The sequence below is a fragment of the Streptomyces albipurpureus genome (assembly GCF_023701525.1).
Lineage (GTDB): Bacteria > Actinomycetota > Actinomycetes > Streptomycetales > Streptomycetaceae > Streptomyces > Streptomyces albipurpureus.
Genome location: NZ_JAMQAW010000090.1, coordinates 14283 through 30112, shown reverse-complemented (window position 1 = coordinate 30112; position 15830 = coordinate 14283). Strand labels below are relative to the sequence as shown.

The following is a 15830-nucleotide window of genomic DNA, read 5'->3' as shown; positions in this document are numbered from 1 at the left end:
TCTGGGTTCCTCTCATAAAACCCATCTGACCTGCTATCACCACCCCCCGCATCCCGGGGGAACCTCACTGTGCCCAGGGCCTCGCCCATAGGCGCCCCCCCGCCGAGGCAAGCCCCCTGCCAAGGGGCAACCTCAGCCCGTCCGGCGATTGAGGACGGAACCCTTCACCCCCGGTGAGGACGACCAGGACGGGGGCGTACAGCCCCTGTGCCCAGGGCCTCGCCCCCAGGCGCCCCCCGCCGAGGCAAGCCCCCTGCCAAGGGGCAACCTCAGCCCGTCCGGCGCTTGAGGACGGACCCCCCACCCCCGGTGAGGACACCCAACACCAAGCCGCACAGCCCAAGCGCCCAGACCCCCGACCACACGCACCCCCCGTCAAGGAGCCGCCCCCCGCCGATTGAGGACAGCCCTCGACCTCAACTGCGGCAACCCCGCAAAGCTCCCGTTGCTCGTTGGCGCGTGCTCCGGCAGCCAGAGCACCGCTATCGCTCCCCCGGCAGGGCCAGCAACACCACCACCCGCGGACGGGGAGGCATCCGGCAGCGAAGGAGCGCCGGGTGGAGCGGCGTTGCGGAAGGTGAGGCGGGCTCCCAGGACCCGGGCCTGGCCCGAGGCGATGGTGAGGCCCAGGCCGTGGCCGGTGCCGGCCCGGTCGCTCGCTCCGGTGCGAAAGCGGCTCGGCCCCTCCCGTAGCAGGGCCTCCGGAAAGCCCGGGCCGTGGTCGCGCACCCGGACCACGCGGCCCTCGACCGTGACCTCGACCGGGGTCCCGCCGTACTTGACGGCATTGGTCAGAAGGTTGAGCAGAATCCGTTCCAGCCGCCGCGGGTCGGTGTTCACCCGGGATTCATGGACGACCTGGACGGCCACGTTCGGGTTGAGTGCCGATACCCGCCGGGTGACGAACTCACCGAGGGCTATCTCCTGTAGCTCGGCCCGCTCAGAGGCGCTGTCGAGCCTGGCCACCTCCAGTACGTCCTCCACCAGGGTCCGCATGGCCTGGGCACGGTCCCGTACGAGTTCGGACGGGCGGCCAGGGGGCAGCAGCTCCGCGGCGGTCAGCAGCCCGGTGACCGGTGTCCGCAGCTCATGCGCGATGTCCGCGGTGACGCGGCGCTCCGCTTCGATACGGGAGTGGAGCGCGTCAGTGAGCGCGTCGATCGCCCGTGCGAGATCGTCGGTCTCATCGCGTACGAACCCGCCGATCGCATCGCGTACCCGTACCTCCGTATTGCCCTCCGCCACATTGGACGCCGCGGCCGCCGCCTTCCGCAGCCGGCGGGAGAGCTGGCCGCCGATGAGTACGCCCAGAGCGCTGCCGGCGAGCACGACGGAGACCGAGCCGATGATCAGGGCCTGGTCGAGATCCTTGAGCAGAGTGGCGCTGCGGCCGGCGAATCGGCTGTGGAGGGAGAGAACGTCGCCGTTGGAGAGCGGGACGGCGGCCCAGATCACCGGTGAGCCGTTGTGGCTGTCCTCCACGAAGGTGCCGCGCCGCTTCTCCCGCATGAGCCGCTGGAGCTCTTTGGGCAGGGCAGGGTCATTGATCTTGCTGTTGAACCGCGGGTCGCCCTTCTTGGAGGCCTCGTGCCACCGCTGGGCCATCGAGACCCGTTCCATCTGCACATCGCGGGCGTTGTCCAGCATGGAGACCCGGGCGGCGTTGTGGACCACCAGGCTCAGGGCCATGGCGATGAGGGCTCCCACGGCAGCGATGGCCACACTGATCTTCCAACGGACTCCGGTGCGCAGCGCAAGGCGCTTCATGCTTTGAGCTTGTATCCGAAGCCGCGGACCGTCTCGATCCGGTCCTGCCCGATCTTGGTGCGCAGCCGTTGCACATGGACGTCCACGACTCGGGTGTCACCGCCCCAGCCGTACTCCCAGACCCGTTCGAGGAGCCGGTCCCGGGAGAGCACGGTGCCCGGCGCGGACGAGAACTCCAGCAGCAGCCGCATCTCCGTCGGAGTCAGCGCCACCGGTTCGCCCCCCTTGCGTACCTCCATGCCCTCCGTGTCCACTTCCAGCTCACCGAAGGTCAGCAGGGCCCCCTGCGACTGCCCCCCGAGCGCCAGACCATCGCCGCCCGCGTGGCCGAAGCGGCGCAGCACGGCGCGGATGCGGGCGACGAGCACCGCCCCGTCGAAGGGTTTGGTGACGTAGTCGTCCGCACCCGCTTCCAGGCCGAGCACCACGTCGATCGAGTCGGCGCGTGCTGACAGCATGATCACCGGCACGGTCGACTCATCGCGGATACGACGGCACAGGCTCACCCCGTCGAGCCCGGGCACCATCACATCGAGCAGGGCGATATCGGGGCGCTGTGCACGAAAGGCCTCCAGCCCCAGGAGCCCGTCGGGCATCGCGGTGACCATGAATCCCTGGCGCTCCAGCGCCAGCTGGGTCGCTTCCCGGATGACATCGTCGTCCTCGACGAACAGCACATGTGTCTCGGCCATCCGGCGCTCTCAGTTCCCTCTCGATGTGTCCGGCGGCTCGGTGGCGAGCAGGCCGTCTCCGTCGACGGGGCCGCTGTACTCATTGCGGACCCAGTGCAGTTGGACGAACTTTCCGCTCGTCCAGTGGTACGTCGTCACTTCCTCGGCGGACGGCTCCTCCGCCGGGTCGTTCTCCGTCCAGACCTGCTTGGTGACCACGAGGTCACCCCGGTCTATGGCGGAGACGACCGCGGGCTCTTCGGCCATGAAGACATTCTCGTACTTCGCGCCGCTCATCCGGTACACATAGGTGCCGACGCCCACCGAATCGACGCAGCTCATCACATTGACGACCACATCGGGTGACGTTCCGCCGGTGATGCTCCCGTACGAGGTGTCGACCGGGTAGTCGTTGCCGCACGGTTTGAGGTCGGACTTGACCCGCTTGCTGACCTTGGGGTCACCCTTGATCAGCAGTACGGGGTTGACCGCGGTCCCCTTCTTGTAGCCCGCGGGCGCGCTCGACGACGGAAGGCTCTTGGCGCTGTCGGCATGCGCCGATCCCTCGTCCTGCACACCGGTGCCACCGGCCGAGCAAGAGGTCATGAACATGCCGAAGGCGGCGAGGGCCGCGGCGGCTGTGCCGCCCGCCGCTCGCCGTCCTCCGCCGCGTCCGCTCTCGGGGTGTTCCCCGGTCTTCAGGCCTCTCAGGCCGCGCACCGCTCCTGCTCCCGTTCGTCATACCGGTCACTTCCGCCCCCGCACCGCACCTGGCGGAACCCGCCGCGGTCTTGGGCGGGCACCCTCAGTTCGTGGCCCTGCGGCTGATGGTCCAAACGGCGGTTCGGTTCCCGGTTTACTGTTTCGCGATCCTCGGTCTCCTGGCGCTCGGTCTCCTGGCGTTCCAGCTCCTGACGGAGCCTGGCCAGGGCCCGGTGCAGTGTGCTCTTCACCGTACCCGCCGACATGCCCAGTGCGGCAGCCGTCTCCTCGGTGCTCATCTGCTCCCAGTGCCGCAGTACCACCACGCTGCGCTGCTTGGGCGCGAGCACCTTCAGCGCGTCCATCAGCTGGGCCCGGTCGGCCCGCTGGTCGCTGCCGTCGTCGACCCGGGCGTCGGGCAGTTGCTCGGTGGGAACCTCTTCGAGCTTGCGGGCGCGCCACCACTCCGTCCGCGTATTGATCATCACCCGGCGCAGATAGGCGTCGGCGAGTGACTTGTCCGCGATGCCGTCCCAACGGCCGTAGGTGCGTGCCAGCGCGGTCTGGAGGAGGTCCTGGGCATCGATGGGGTCGGGCACCAACCGCCGGGCGCTGCGGAGCAGAGCCTCCTGCCGGCTGCGTACGTACTCTTCAAATCCGAGCACCTCGCCGTGCGCCATATCAACCGCCTCCGTCCCCGTGACAAGCACTGCGTTCCGTATGCATCAGAAGCTACGGAGCGGTTGTCACGGGCCTGTGCGGAGCAGCCCTCGGCGGACGCACGGCCATCCATCAGTTGTGTAACAGCTGACGTTTCGGGGCTGGTTGTCGGGGGAAGCCGGCAGGGCTCGGTTAGCTGGGGAGTTGGTACGTCCCATCCTCCAGGGGCTCTACGAGACCATCCGCGACCAGGCCGTCCAGCGCCCTCGCCCGCTGCACCGGCTCGTGCCAGACCCCGTCCAGCGCCGACTGCGGCACCGGGGCCGTGGATGCGCGCAGTACGGCGAGGAGCTTGCCGCGGACCTGTCGGTCGGTGCCCGCATAGGTCTGACCGCGCCGGGCCGCGCCCTCATGGGCGGGCTTCCCGGCCAGCCGCCAGGCACACTGCCCGGCGATCGGGCAGCGGGCGCAGTCCTCGTTGCGGGCGGTGCAGACGAGCGCGCCGAGTTCCATGGACGCCGCCGCCCAGCGGGCCGCGGTCTCCTGGTCGTCGGGGAGCAGCGTCCGGGCGAGCCTGCGCTCGGCCGCGGTCGTCGCCGTCGGCGGGTACTGGATGCCGGACGCGGCCCGGGCGAAGACCCTGCGCACATTGGTGTCGAGGACGGTGTGCCGCTGGCCGTACGCGAAGGAGGCCACGGCCGCCGCCGTGTACTCGCCGATTCCCGGCAGTGCCAGCAGTTGAGCGTGCTCGCTGGGCACATCGCCGCCGTGTCGCTCCGCTATTGCCTGCGCGGCGCCGTGCAGACGGAGGGCGCGGCGCGGGTATCCGAGTCTGCCCCAGGCGCGGACGGCCTCACCGGGCGCCTCGGCGGCCAGATCGGCGGGCCGCGGCCAGCGGGCCAGCCACTGCTCGTACACGGGAAGGACCCGGCTGACCGGGGTCTGCTGGAGCATGAACTCGCTGACCATCACGCCCCAGGCGCCTGCCTCGGGGCGACGCCACGGCAGATCGCGGGCGTGCTCGTCGAACCAGGCGATGACGGAGGCGTGGAGGGATACGGCGTCGGTGGGGGCGAGGGCTGTGGTGGTGTCAGTCATGGCACCCCGATCCTGGCATGTCCCGGCGAGTGGGGGGCGCATCCGCTCCGGGGCATGGGCCGAGCGGCCCAGAGGGTGTACCGGAGTGGCGGGGCCAGGCCTCGGCCCCGGTGCGGTGAGGGCCGGGTCCACCGCCCTCGTAGGACCTTCGGTTTACGGCCTACGAGGGTGACTTTCGGCCTTTCTCGTCCCGGCGGATAACCGTGGGCGCGGCTGGGGGCGGACGGGGTGCCGCACCCGCCCCGACCTGTCCGGCCGCCGGTCCCGCTCTGTTCATCGCGGTTTCTCGGCCGCCTGGCTCACTTGCGGTGTCGTCCCGACTCCAGGGCGGCTCCCGGGCCGGCGAACCAGACCACCACTCCCGTACGGCTGGTACGCATGGTCGTGAACAGGGACTGAGCCGGTCGGCGCAGCACCAGGATGAACACCACCGCGACCACGGCACCGAGGACGAGCCCGACCATCACATCGTGGGGGTAGTGCACTCCGACGAAGACTCGGGAGAACGCCATCAGCAGGGCCATCGGCACGGTCAGGAGGGCGATCCGGGGCCAGGCGAGCGCCAGGGCGATCGCGGCGGCTCCCGCGATGGAGGCGTGGTTGCTGGGGAAGGACCAGTCACCGGTCGGCGGGCAGGGGACGAGTGAGGCCGCCGCGTCCACCACCGTGCGGCAGGGCCGCTCCTCGTCGACCACCGACTTGAACGACTCGCTGATCACATAGCCGGCCGCGGTGGCGAGCGGGGCGAGCACGGCCACGGCTATGGCCTGTGAACTGCCGCCGCGTGCCCGCCACCAGGCGACGAGAAAGAGTGCCCCGAAGAGCAATAGCCCCAGTTCGGTCCAGATCTCGGCCAGCTTCTGGAACCAGACGGGGGTGGAATGGGCAAAGTCGGTGATATCGCGGTAGAGACCGCGGGTCATGCTGCTGTCCATGGTTCAAGGACCGTACCTGGTGGGCCGTCATGCGATCCTGCCCGGTTGCCGATCCGGACGTCCGCCCCGAATCCAGCACCCGGAGGGCGGGGTTCCGTGATGATGATCCGTAGAACTTCGGAAGTAGGCGGCGGGTAGGGCCGGAGTTGGCCGTGATCTCTCGTACAGTTTGATGCGTGGGATCTCTGCGCAATCCGATCGGGCCGCTCCCCTCCTCCATCTACTGGCGACGGAGGGCTGTAGCGCTGTCGCTGGCCGCGCTGCTCCTGGTGCTGACGCTCTGGGCCATCACCTCGGGCGGAGGCGATGGGGGCAAGGACGACAGTGCCAACGGCACTACCACGCCGGCCCCTTCGATCACCCCGGGGCCGTCCCAGTCCGGCCCTGCGATCAGTGGACAGCCCGGGGGGCGCGAGAGTTCGGCTGCCAGCTCCGGTGCCGGCTCCGAACCGGGTTCCGGTCCGGGCTCCGGTCCCGGCTCCGGCGGGAGTGATGGTACGGACGGCGGCGGTACGGGCGGCGGAGCCGGTACGGGTGGGCAGGGTGCTGGTGGAAGCAATGGCTCCGGTGGCACCGGCGGTGTGTCGGGTCAGCGGGTTCCCGCCGATTCCAGCTTGCCCAACTGCGCGCCATCCGACCTGAAGTTGACCCTGCGCAGTCTTAAAGTCTCCTACGAGCTGGGGGAGAAGCCCTCCTTCCAGTTGAGCGCCACCAACACGTCGCCGACGACCTGCAAAGCGGACTTCGGCCGCAAGGCGGCCGTACTGACGGTGAAGGACAGCCGCGACGACGATGTCTGGTCCTCGAAGGACTGCCCGAAGACCGCCGGCCCTCTGCTGCTGAGGGTGCCGGCCGGGCAGTCGGTCACCCACACCGTGGAGTGGGACCGTAAGCGGAGCGAGCCGGGGTGCGCGACTCCAGCGGCCGGGGCCCCGTCCGCTGGCACCTATCTGGTGGAGGCGGACGTCCCCGGAGCCACCGTGCTGCCGGTTTCGTTCCGGCTGGAGAAGGACTAGGCACACCCCGGCGGGAGAGGGACTGGGCACACCGACCGTGCGGTACCGCCCAGCACCGTCCGGTACCGCTCCAGGGGACTACCCGCTGTGCGGGGCCTGAGCGGTGTCGCGCGCCTCTGCGGCGGTCTGCCGTCGACCGGCCGGAGATCAGCGCCTAGCCGCCCGCCGCGTGAGGCCCGGGCGACCCCGTCGAACGGCGTCGCTGGCGGCCGGCTGACACAGGAGGAACAGCGACCGCCCCCGACGAGACGGAGCGAGCCAGCCGGTAGGGCTCGCTCGCTGCCGATCTGACCGGAACCCGGCAACTCGCCAGAGGCCCGGTCCCTTGGTTCAGACGTACCGCTCCAGGATGGAGGACTCCGCAAGCCGGGAGAGACCTTCCCGAACGCTGCGGGCCCGTGCTTCGCCCACCCCGTCCACCGTCTGAAGATCGTCAACGCTTGCGGCGAGTAGCTTCTGAAGCCCGCCGAAGTGCTCGACAAGCCGTTCGATGATCGCGCCGGGTAGGCGCGGCACCTTCGCGAGCAGCCGGTAGCCGCGCGGTGAGACCGCGGAGTCCAAGGTCTCCGGAGAGCCGCTGTATCCCAGCGCCCGGGCCACTATGGGCAGTTCCAGCAGCTCGGTATGGGTGAGGGCGTCCAGCTCGGCGAGTGCCTCATCGACGGTACGTGATCGCTTGGCGGTCGGCTCCGGTACGTAGTCGCGCACCACCAGCTCGCGCTCCGGCTCCACACCCGCGATCAACTCATCGAGCTGGAGCGAGAGCAGTCGGCCGTCGGTGCCCAACTCCACCACGTACTCGGCGATCTCGGTGGCGATGCGTCGGACCATCTCCAGCCGCTGTGCCACGGCCGTCACATCACGGACGGTGACCAGGTCCTCGATCTCCAATGCGGAGAGCGTGCCCGCGACCTCGTCGAGCCGGAGCTTGTAGCGCTCCAGGGTGGCGAGCGCCTGATTCGCGCGGGACAGGATCGCCGATGACTCCTCCAGCACCCGGCGCTCCCCGTCCACGTACAACGCGATCAGTCGCATCGACTGGGAGACCGAGACCACGGGGAATCCGCACTGCTTGGAGACCCGGTCCGCCGTACGGTGACGGGTGCCCGTCTCTTCGGTGTGGATCGACGCGTCCGGAACCAGCTGTACGCCGGCGCGCAGGATCTTGGTGATGTCCTTGTCGAGGATGAGCGCGCCGTCCAACTTGCACAGCTCGCGCAGGCGGGTGGAGGTGAACTCGACATCGAGCACGAACCCGCCCGTACACATCGACTCCACGGTCTTGTCCATGCCGAGGACGATCAGTCCCCCGGTGTTGCCGCGGAGGATGCGCTCCAGGCCATCGCGCAGTGCGGTGCCTGGGGCTACCGCGCTCAGGGCGGCACGGATCAGTGCTTCGATGCGGGAGCCCGCGCCGGACTTTCCGGATGCTGATGCCCGGTCGTTGGCTGCCACTGCACTCCTCCGGCTCGTACGGGTGGGCGAGACCAGGGCAAAGTCTACCGGCGTAGGTCGCCGTCCCGTGGGGCGTCCGCCCGCTCTTTGCTTGGAGCTCTCCGCGGCGGGCTCACGGGAGCACCCGATTCCCCTTCCCCGGAGGCCCTACTACCGCTTCTCTGCCGACCCTGGGGAAGCACTCTGAGCGCATCCCCGAGGGTTGCCACTTCCGTCACTTTCATCCCAGTGGGGATCTTGCCGGGGTCGCTGGGGACAAGGGCTTGGGTAAAACCGAGACGATACGCCTCGGCCAAACGGCGCTGCACACCGGTGACCCGTCTCACCTCGCCGGCGAGTCCCACCTCGCCGATGGCGACGAGGTTCTTGGGCAGCGGGGTGTCGCTCGCGGCCGATGCCAAGGCCAGGGCGATCGCCAGATCCGCGGCGGGCTCGGAGAGCTTCACCCCGCCGACGGTGGCGCTGTAGATGTCCCGCTTGCCGAGCGCGGTGATCTTGCCGCGCTGCTCCAGCACCGCGAGCATCATGGAGACCCGGGAGGTCTCAAGACCGGATGTGGTGCGCCGGGGTGAAGGGATCTGGGAGTCGACCGTCAGCGCCTGCACCTCGGCGACCAGCGGGCGGCGCCCTTCCAGGGTGACCGTCAGGCAGGTGCCGGGTACGGGTGCGTCCCGGCGGGTCAGGAAGAGCCCCGATGGATCGGCGAGGCCCGTGATGCCTTCATCGTGCAGTTCAAAACAACCGACCTCGTCCGTCGCTCCGTAGCGGTTCTTCACACCGCGGACCAGTCGGAGCCGAGCGTGACGGTCACCCTCGAAGGACAGCACGACGTCGACCAGGTGCTCCAGCAGCCGGGGCCCGGCGATCGCGCCGTCCTTGGTGACATGGCCGACCAGCAGCGTGGACATGCCGCGCTCCTTGGACGCACGGATCAGCGCTCCCGCCACCTCGCGGACCTGGGCCATGCCGCCCGGGGCGCCGTCGATCTCCGGTGATGCGACGGTCTGCACCGAGTCAAGGATCAGCAGGGACGGCTTCACCGCGTCCAGATGGCCCAGCACGGAGGCGAGATTGGTCTCCGCGGCGAGAAAGAGATGGTCGTGCAGCGCCTTGATCCGATCGGCGCGCAGCCGGACCTGACTCGCGGACTCCTCGGCGGTGACATAGAGGGTGGGATGGTCCTCGCTGGCCGCCTTGGCCGCGACATCCAGCAGCAGGGTGGACTTGCCGACCCCCGGCTCACCGGCGAGCAGCACCACGGCCCCCGGCACCAGCCCACCGCCGAGAACCCGGTCGAGCTCGGGGACCCCGGTCGAGCGGGCGGTGGCCTGCCGGCTGTCGACCTGGCCGATGGGCAGGGCTGCCGTGGAGACCCGCCCGGCAGCGGTGGTGCGCACCGCTGGCGCTCCGCCGTACTCGTCGACCGTCCCCCAGGCCTGGCACTCAGGGCAGCGACCAAGCCATTTGGCGGTGGTCCAGCCACACTCGGTGCAGCGGTAGGACGGCCGGTCCTTAGCGGATTTCGTACGGGCAGCCATGCGGAGACCGTAGCGCCACCCACTGACATCGCGGCTCGGCGAGGTCGGCCCACATCGATGGTGGTGCTCGAAACAGAGGTGATCCACCCGGTGGAACTCCGTCGGCTCGGCCCGCCCGGGCCGCATGCCGATGAGCTTCCACGGCGCACTGGTTTCCCGTTATTCGCTCGTGAATCACCTGAATGCACCAGTCCAATCGGAGCGGAATTAACAGTTCCTGTCCCCCTTCGAGCGAACTGTTCACCCGTAAGGATTAAAAGTGCTCAAGTGGTACGAACCGGATGTTGGCGTACGCCTACGGTCGCGGCGTGATGAGCAGCGGTCTGGAGCCACCTACGCAGAACACCGGCGGACACCGGGCGTACCGTCGTGCCCCGCGGACTGCCCCGCAGCAGCCGTCGGCGCGCTATGAGCCCTACCTCGACGGGCTGTTCACCTACTGCCTCTCCGCGGTCTGCGAGCACGACGCGGCGACCGTGCTCGTTGCCGAGGTGCTCGCCACCGCCGAACGGCACCGCGGGCGCTGCCCGGCGCCCGGGCCCGCACGTACCGCCTGGTTGTACGCACTGGCCAGATGGGCGTGCCTGCGCGGGCTGACCGAGCGTCGACGCGCCCGGTCGGGTGCGCACACCGGCCGGCCGGTCGCCTCGGAGCAGCGGCCTCCGGTTCCGGCCCAGATCGCCGAACAGCGTCGGGCCGAGCTGGCCCTTCTGGCCTGGCCGGAAGCGGCCGGCACCTCCCCCGAGCAGCGCGAGGCGCTGGAACTCGCCGTACGGCACGGACTGAGCCCCCAGGAAGTCGCCGCGGTGCTTGGACTCGATGCCGCGGGCGCCCGCGAGCTCCTCGCCGCGGCCGCCTGCGAAGTGGAGCGCACCCGCGCCGCCCTCGCCGTCGTCGACATCGGGGACTGCCCCTCGATCGCTCGGCTCACCGGTGACCACCGTGTTCTGCTCTCGGCCGCGCTCCGCACCGAACTGGTCCGGCACGTCGATGACTGTCCCCACTGCCGTCGGGCCGCCGAGCGGGCGGACGCACGGGGGCCGTGGCCCGGCTCGACAACGCCGGCCACCCTTCCCATGGTCCAGGCGCCCCGGGCGGCCGTCTACCGAGCGATGCGTCAGCTCCCCCGGGCCCGGTCGGGGACGCTCCGCTTCGGGTCGGCCGGCTTTCCGATGGACCCCAAGGACCATGCCGCCCGCCGGCACCGGATGCGGGCCCGCGCGGTGACGACCACTGTGGTGGCGACGGTCGTGGCCGCACCGGTGCTCGCGCTCTGGGCGGCGTACCGCGGTGCACCGCTGACGGGGGAGGGCCGCGCGGGTGGTTCCTCGGTCAGTGCGACCGAGGCGGAGGGGGACCGGGAGCTCGCGGGCGATCCCTATGACCGCTACGAGGGCGCGGGCAGAGCCGAGGACCGGCGCGATGGCCGTACCCCCGACTCGCACTCCCTCGATGTCACCGTCGAGGTCATCAGCACCGGCCCGCCCTCAGCTTCGGCCACCTCGGGGCACCCGGGTCCCGGACGGCTCGCCGTCCAGGCGCAGCCAGTGGGCAGCGCGACCGAGATCACGCTGCGTGAGACCGGCGGCGGCCCGGTGCGGTGGTCGGTATGGGTGTCGGCGCCTTGGCTGTCTGTGAGCCAGACCTCAGGGACGCTGGGACCGGGGGAGTCGATCACGCTCACCGTCTTGGTCGACGCGGCGAGGGAGCCGGCGGGGGCGTGGCGGGCCAGAGTGGGGGTGGACCCGGCGGGAGCCGTGGTGGAGATCGAGGGGCACGGCGCAACCGCTCCGCCCACCCCTCCGGCTCCTTCGCCGACCCCGTCCGCGTCCCCCTCGCCCAGTCCCGAACCGCCGTCGCCGACCCCTTCGCCGACACCGGAACATCCCGAGCCGACGACCACCCCACCGCCCTCATCCCCGGAGCCCTCACCGCCGCCCTCCTGAGGAACCGCGGCGGATGGGCCCGCTGGTCTCCCGCTTGGGCGGCGGCAGCCGCGCTGGGGGTCGGCTCCCGCGCGACGGGCTGATGTCGTGATCAGCAGCGCCACGACATGGATCCGCGGGTGGCGGCGCGCGGACCGGGTGGGGGTGCCGCGGGCTCGGGTGCGTACGTTCCTGAGCACAGGAGGCGTACAGGGGGGTGCTGGAGACGCACAGGAAGGGCACTTGGCACCCGAGCCCCGTAGGCCCGCCCCCTACAGCTCTGCTTCCGGGCCGTCAGTCCGCCGGGTGGGGGGCCAGTAGCGGCAGCTGTGAGGCGAGCCGGGCTTCACACAGCCCCACCAGGGCGTCGTACCCCTTCTTGCCCATCAGCTCGGTCAGCTCCGGCCGGTACGTCACATAGACCGGCTGGCCCGCCCCATGCGCCGACGTCGCCGAGGTGCACCACCAGTGCAGATCGTGGCCGCCGGGCCCCCACCCCCTGCGGTCGTACTCCCCGATGGAGATCTGGAGCACCTTGGTGTCATCCGGCCGCTCGATCCAGTCGTATGTCCGCCGCACCGGCAGTTGCCAGCAGACATCGGGCTTGGTCTCCAGCGGCTCGCGCCCTTCGCTCAGCGCGAGGATGTGCAGGGAGCACCCGGCACCGCCCTTGAACCCCGGGCGGTTCTGGAAGATGCAGGACCCCTTCCAGCGTCGGGTCTGGCGCCCTCCGCCGTCTTCCGCTTCTTCCTCCCCTGCCTCTTCTACCTCTTTCTCATCGTCTCCATCGTCTTCATCGTCCTCCTCCTCGTTCACTTCGATCCATCCGCTCTCCATGCCCACGTCATGGAACTGCCAGAGGTCCGGAGTGAGGCGCGCCACATGCTCGGCGACCCGCTTCTCGTCCTCCTCGTCGGAGAAGTGCGCACCCAGGGTGCAGCAGCCGTCGTCGGCGCGCCCTGCCTGAATCCCCTGGCAACCACTGCCGAAAATGCAGGTCCAACGGGAAGTCAGCCAGGTCAGATCGCACCGGAAGACCTGGTCGTCGTCGGCGGGATCGGGGAACTCCACCCAGGCGCGCGGAAAGTTGAGCCCCTTCTCGTCGCCCTGTGCGTTCTTTGGTAGCGGGGGATGCGCTTTGCCCTGCTTCGCCTTTTTCGTCTTTGCCACAAGCCAAGGGTATGTCCGAGACCGCAGTAGCGTTCGGTCCATGAGACTCGGAGTCCTCGACGTCGGTTCGAACACGGTGCATCTGCTGGTAGTGGACGCGCACCCCGGCGCCCGCCCGCTGCCCGCGCACTCGCACAAGGAGGAGTTGCGACTTGCCGAACTCCTTGATGACAAGGGTGCGATCGGCCCCGACGGCGTCGACCATTTGATCAACACGCTGCACAAGGCGGTCCAGGCCGCCGAGGACAAAGGCTGCGAGCAGGTGCTCAGCTTCGCCACGTCCGCCGTACGCGAAGCCACCAACGCCGACTGGGTGCTGTCCCAGGTCAGGGCGGCGACCGAAGTGAACCTCCAGGTGCTGACCGGTGAGGAGGAGGCACGGCTCACCTTCCTCGCCGCCCGCCGCTGGTTTGGCTGGTCCGCGGGCAAACTGCTGGTCATCGACATCGGGGGCGGCTCGCTTGAGATCGCCTACGGCATCGATGAGGAGCCCGACGCGGCGGTCTCGCTGCCGCTCGGAGCCGGCCGCCTCACCAGCAGCCTGCCGGGGGATCCGCCCACCCCTGAGGACGTACGGGCCCTGCGCCGCCATGTGCGCGCGGAAATCGCTCGTACCGTGGGTGAATTCAGTCGGTTCGGCAAGCCGGACCACATAGTGGCGACCTCCAAGACCTTCAAGCAGTTGGCCCGGATCGCCGGAGCCGCCCGTGACGCGGAGGGGCTCTACGTCCAACGGGAGCTGACCCGGAAATCGCTCCAGGAGTGGGTGCCCAAACTCGCCGAGATGACCATCGACCAGCGTGCCGCGCTCCCCGGGGTGGCGGTGGGCCGGGCCCGTCAGCTGCTGGCGGGCGCCCTGGTCGCGGAGGGCGCGATGGACCTCTTTGGCGCGGAGGCGTTGGAGATCTGCCCCTGGGCGTTGCGCGAGGGGGTGATCCTGCGGCAGTTGGATCACCTCCCGGTCGGTTGACCGCTCGCCCTTCCCGGTGCGGAAACCCTCGGCCGTACGGGCTCCGGCTCTACGGCCCCGCTCCACAACCGTGCGCATCTCCATGGCCCGCTCCACGTCCGTGCTTCAGCTCCAGGTGCTTCAGCCCTGTGGCCCCGCTCCCGACCCGTGCTCCTTTTCGGTGCTCTGCCCCACTGGCCGCGCCCGGGCCGGCGCCAGCCGCCCGCACCGCCCCGGCCGCATCCGTCACCTGCGCGGGCACCCCCTCCACGCCCCGTTCCTTCCTCCGTCACGGTCGCGTGCCCGTACCCTGTCTCCGTGGTAGAACCAGTGGCGCGCACCCCGGGTCCGAGGGACGTGAAGGTCGTCCTGTCGACGGCTTCCGTCTATCCGGAGTCGACGGCGACAGCCTTCGAGATCGCGGCACGCCTCGGCTATGACGGTGTCGAAGTGATGGTCTGGACGGACCCCGTCAGCCAGGACATCGAGGCGCTGCGCCGGCTCTCCGACTACCACCAGGTTCCGATCCGGGCCATCCACGCCCCCTGCCTGCTGATCACCCAGCGGGTCTGGTCCACCGACCCCTGGACGAAGCTTCAGCGCGCCCAGCGGGCGGCGGAGAAACTGGGGGCGTCGACGGTGGTGGTGCACCCGCCGTTCCGCTGGCAGCGGCAGTACTCGCGAGACTTCGTCAGCGGCATCTGGCGGATGGCGGACGAGACGCGGGTGCGGTTCGCCGTGGAGAACATGTACCCGTGGCGCTACCGCGACCGCGAGGTGCTGGCGTACGCCCCCGAGTGGGACGTCACCAAGGACGACTACCGCCACTTCACGATCGATCTCTCGCACACGGCGACCTCCCGTGTCGACACGATGGCGATGGTCGATCGGATGGGCGACCGCCTCGGCCATGTGCACCTGGCGGACGGCAGGGGCTCCGCGAAGGACGAGCATCTGGTGCCCGGGCGCGGCGACCAGCCGTGTGCGGAACTGCTGGAGCGTCTGGTGCGTACCGGCTTCGAGGGCCATGTCGTCATCGAGGTCAACACCCGTCGCGCGATGTCGGCGGCCGAGCGGGAGGCCGATCTCGCGGAGGCGCTGGAGTTCACCCGGCGCCATCTGGCCAGCTACACCGCCGCGCACGTACGGGAAGTGCGCGGCTCATGACCGACGGCACCGCACCCCGCCGCCGCGGACGCCCCGCCCGCACCGAGGCGACCGATGGCCCCGCGGCGCCGGAACGCATCCTGGAAGCGGCCCGTACGGAGTTCGCCGAGCGCGGCTACGACAAGACGACCATGCGGGGGATCGCCAGGGCGGCGGGGGTGGACGCGGCTCTCGTCCACCACTACTACGGCAGCAAGGACGATGTCTTCGCCGCCGCCATCGAGGTCTCCTTCGAACCCGCGCTCGCCGTCTCGGAGATCCTGGGAAAGGGCACCGACGGCATCGGCGAGCGGCTCGCCCGCTACATCATCGGCATCTGGGAGAACCCCGTCTCCCGGGTGCCGCTGCTGGCGATCATCCGCTCAGCCCTCACCCATGACGCGGCGGCCAAGGTGTTCCGCGGGTTTGTGCTGCGACGGCTGCTGGGGCGGGTCGCGGCGGAGCTGGAGGTTCCGAATCCAGAGTTCCGAGCCGAGTTGGCTGCCTCACACCTGGTCGGGATCGCGATCCTGCGCTATGTGATCCAGGTGGAGCCGCTGGCCTCGGCCGATCCCGAGGAGATCATCGCCATGGTCGCCCCGACGCTCCAGCGCTATCTGACCGAAGCCTAGAAGCGGGCGGCGGCCCGGTCGCCCTCGGGAAGAACCGCTCCTCGCTGTGCGTTACCCCGGGAAGGCGTGTTCACCAGCGCTGCCCGATCCCTGAACAATCGTCTCGTATCGCGGACAGAGTGTCCGGATCTTGGAGCGTCGACGGTACGCTCTTGAGTGGCGAAAA

Annotated in this window: 14 protein-coding genes; 5 read left to right on the top strand and 9 right to left on the bottom strand. The window is 69.9% G+C overall.

What is annotated here, in order from left to right; genetic code table 11:
• Positions 1-375 precede the first annotated feature (375 nt).
• The 6 genes from cseC to NBG84_RS36990 all read right to left on the bottom strand — a co-directional run bounded on the left by cseC (position 376) and on the right by NBG84_RS36990 (position 5833).
• Positions 376-1767 carry a two-component system sensor histidine kinase CseC gene (cseC, locus tag NBG84_RS37015; RefSeq protein ID WP_250924101.1) on the bottom strand — a complete coding sequence of 464 codons (1392 nt, stop codon included), beginning with the start codon at positions 1765-1767 and terminating at the stop codon, positions 376-378.
• On the bottom strand, positions 1764-2459 hold the full coding sequence (cseB, locus tag NBG84_RS37010; RefSeq protein WP_250924100.1) for a two-component system response regulator CseB: 696 nt from the start codon (positions 2457-2459) through the stop codon (positions 1764-1766). Before cseB ends, cseC begins: the two co-directional genes overlap by 4 nt.
• Before the next feature lie 9 nt (positions 2460-2468).
• The gene (locus NBG84_RS37005) at positions 2469-3158 is read right to left on the bottom strand and encodes a hypothetical protein (protein WP_308312155.1); all 690 of its coding nucleotides are present in this window, start codon (positions 3156-3158) and stop codon (positions 2469-2471) included.
• Positions 3146-3820 (bottom strand): SigE family RNA polymerase sigma factor, encoded by a 675-nt coding sequence (locus NBG84_RS37000; protein ID WP_250924099.1) that lies wholly within the window; start codon positions 3818-3820, stop codon positions 3146-3148. The genes NBG84_RS37005 and NBG84_RS37000 overlap by 13 nt, the downstream gene beginning before the upstream one ends.
• Before the next feature lie 172 nt (positions 3821-3992).
• Complete coding sequence (locus tag NBG84_RS36995; RefSeq protein WP_250924098.1) at positions 3993-4898, bottom strand: HhH-GPD family protein; 906 nt, start codon at positions 4896-4898, stop codon at positions 3993-3995.
• 299 nt (positions 4899-5197) lie between these two features.
• The gene (locus NBG84_RS36990) at positions 5198-5833 is read right to left on the bottom strand and encodes a phosphatase PAP2 family protein (RefSeq protein WP_250924097.1); all 636 of its coding nucleotides are present in this window, start codon (positions 5831-5833) and stop codon (positions 5198-5200) included.
• 176 nt (positions 5834-6009) lie between these two features.
• Here NBG84_RS36990 and NBG84_RS36985 point away from each other — a divergent pair, with 176 nt between their 5' ends.
• Positions 6010-6849 (top strand): hypothetical protein, encoded by an 840-nt coding sequence (locus tag NBG84_RS36985; protein ID WP_250924096.1) that lies wholly within the window; start codon positions 6010-6012, stop codon positions 6847-6849.
• A 330-nt stretch (positions 6850-7179) separates the two neighbouring features.
• Here the strand turns inward: NBG84_RS36985 and disA are convergent, their stop codons facing one another.
• Positions 7180-8304, bottom strand: a complete 1125-nt coding sequence (gene disA / locus NBG84_RS36980) for a DNA integrity scanning diadenylate cyclase DisA (protein WP_250924095.1) — start codon at positions 8302-8304, stop codon at positions 7180-7182.
• Between the two features lie 44 nt (positions 8305-8348).
• Positions 8349-9842 (bottom strand): DNA repair protein RadA, encoded by a 1494-nt coding sequence (radA, locus tag NBG84_RS36975; protein WP_250924094.1) that lies wholly within the window; start codon positions 9840-9842, stop codon positions 8349-8351.
• A 311-nt stretch (positions 9843-10153) separates the two neighbouring features.
• Here radA and NBG84_RS36970 point away from each other — a divergent pair, with 311 nt between their 5' ends.
• Positions 10154-11788 (top strand): BACON domain-containing protein, encoded by a 1635-nt coding sequence (locus NBG84_RS36970; protein WP_250924093.1) that lies wholly within the window; start codon positions 10154-10156, stop codon positions 11786-11788.
• A gap of 273 nt (positions 11789-12061) precedes the next feature.
• On the opposite strand, the gene NBG84_RS36965 is transcribed toward NBG84_RS36970, so the two are convergent.
• Positions 12062-12937 carry a DUF3109 family protein gene (locus NBG84_RS36965; protein WP_250924092.1) on the bottom strand — a complete coding sequence of 292 codons (876 nt, stop codon included), beginning with the start codon at positions 12935-12937 and terminating at the stop codon, positions 12062-12064.
• Between the two features lie 40 nt (positions 12938-12977).
• On the opposite strand from NBG84_RS36965, the gene NBG84_RS36960 reads away from it, so the two are divergent.
• From NBG84_RS36960 to NBG84_RS36950, 3 genes are all read left to right on the top strand, one after another.
• The gene (locus tag NBG84_RS36960; protein WP_250924091.1) at positions 12978-13907 is read left to right on the top strand and encodes a Ppx/GppA family phosphatase; all 930 of its coding nucleotides are present in this window, start codon (positions 12978-12980) and stop codon (positions 13905-13907) included.
• A 297-nt stretch (positions 13908-14204) separates the two neighbouring features.
• A complete protein-coding gene (locus tag NBG84_RS36955) occupies positions 14205-15053 on the top strand; it encodes a sugar phosphate isomerase/epimerase family protein (protein WP_250924090.1) in 849 nt (282 codons plus the stop codon).
• Positions 15050-15664: a TetR/AcrR family transcriptional regulator gene (locus NBG84_RS36950; RefSeq protein ID WP_250924089.1), complete on the top strand. Its 615-nt coding sequence runs from the start codon at positions 15050-15052 to the stop codon at positions 15662-15664. Before NBG84_RS36955 ends, NBG84_RS36950 begins: the two co-directional genes overlap by 4 nt.
• Positions 15665-15830: the final 166 nt, after the last annotated feature.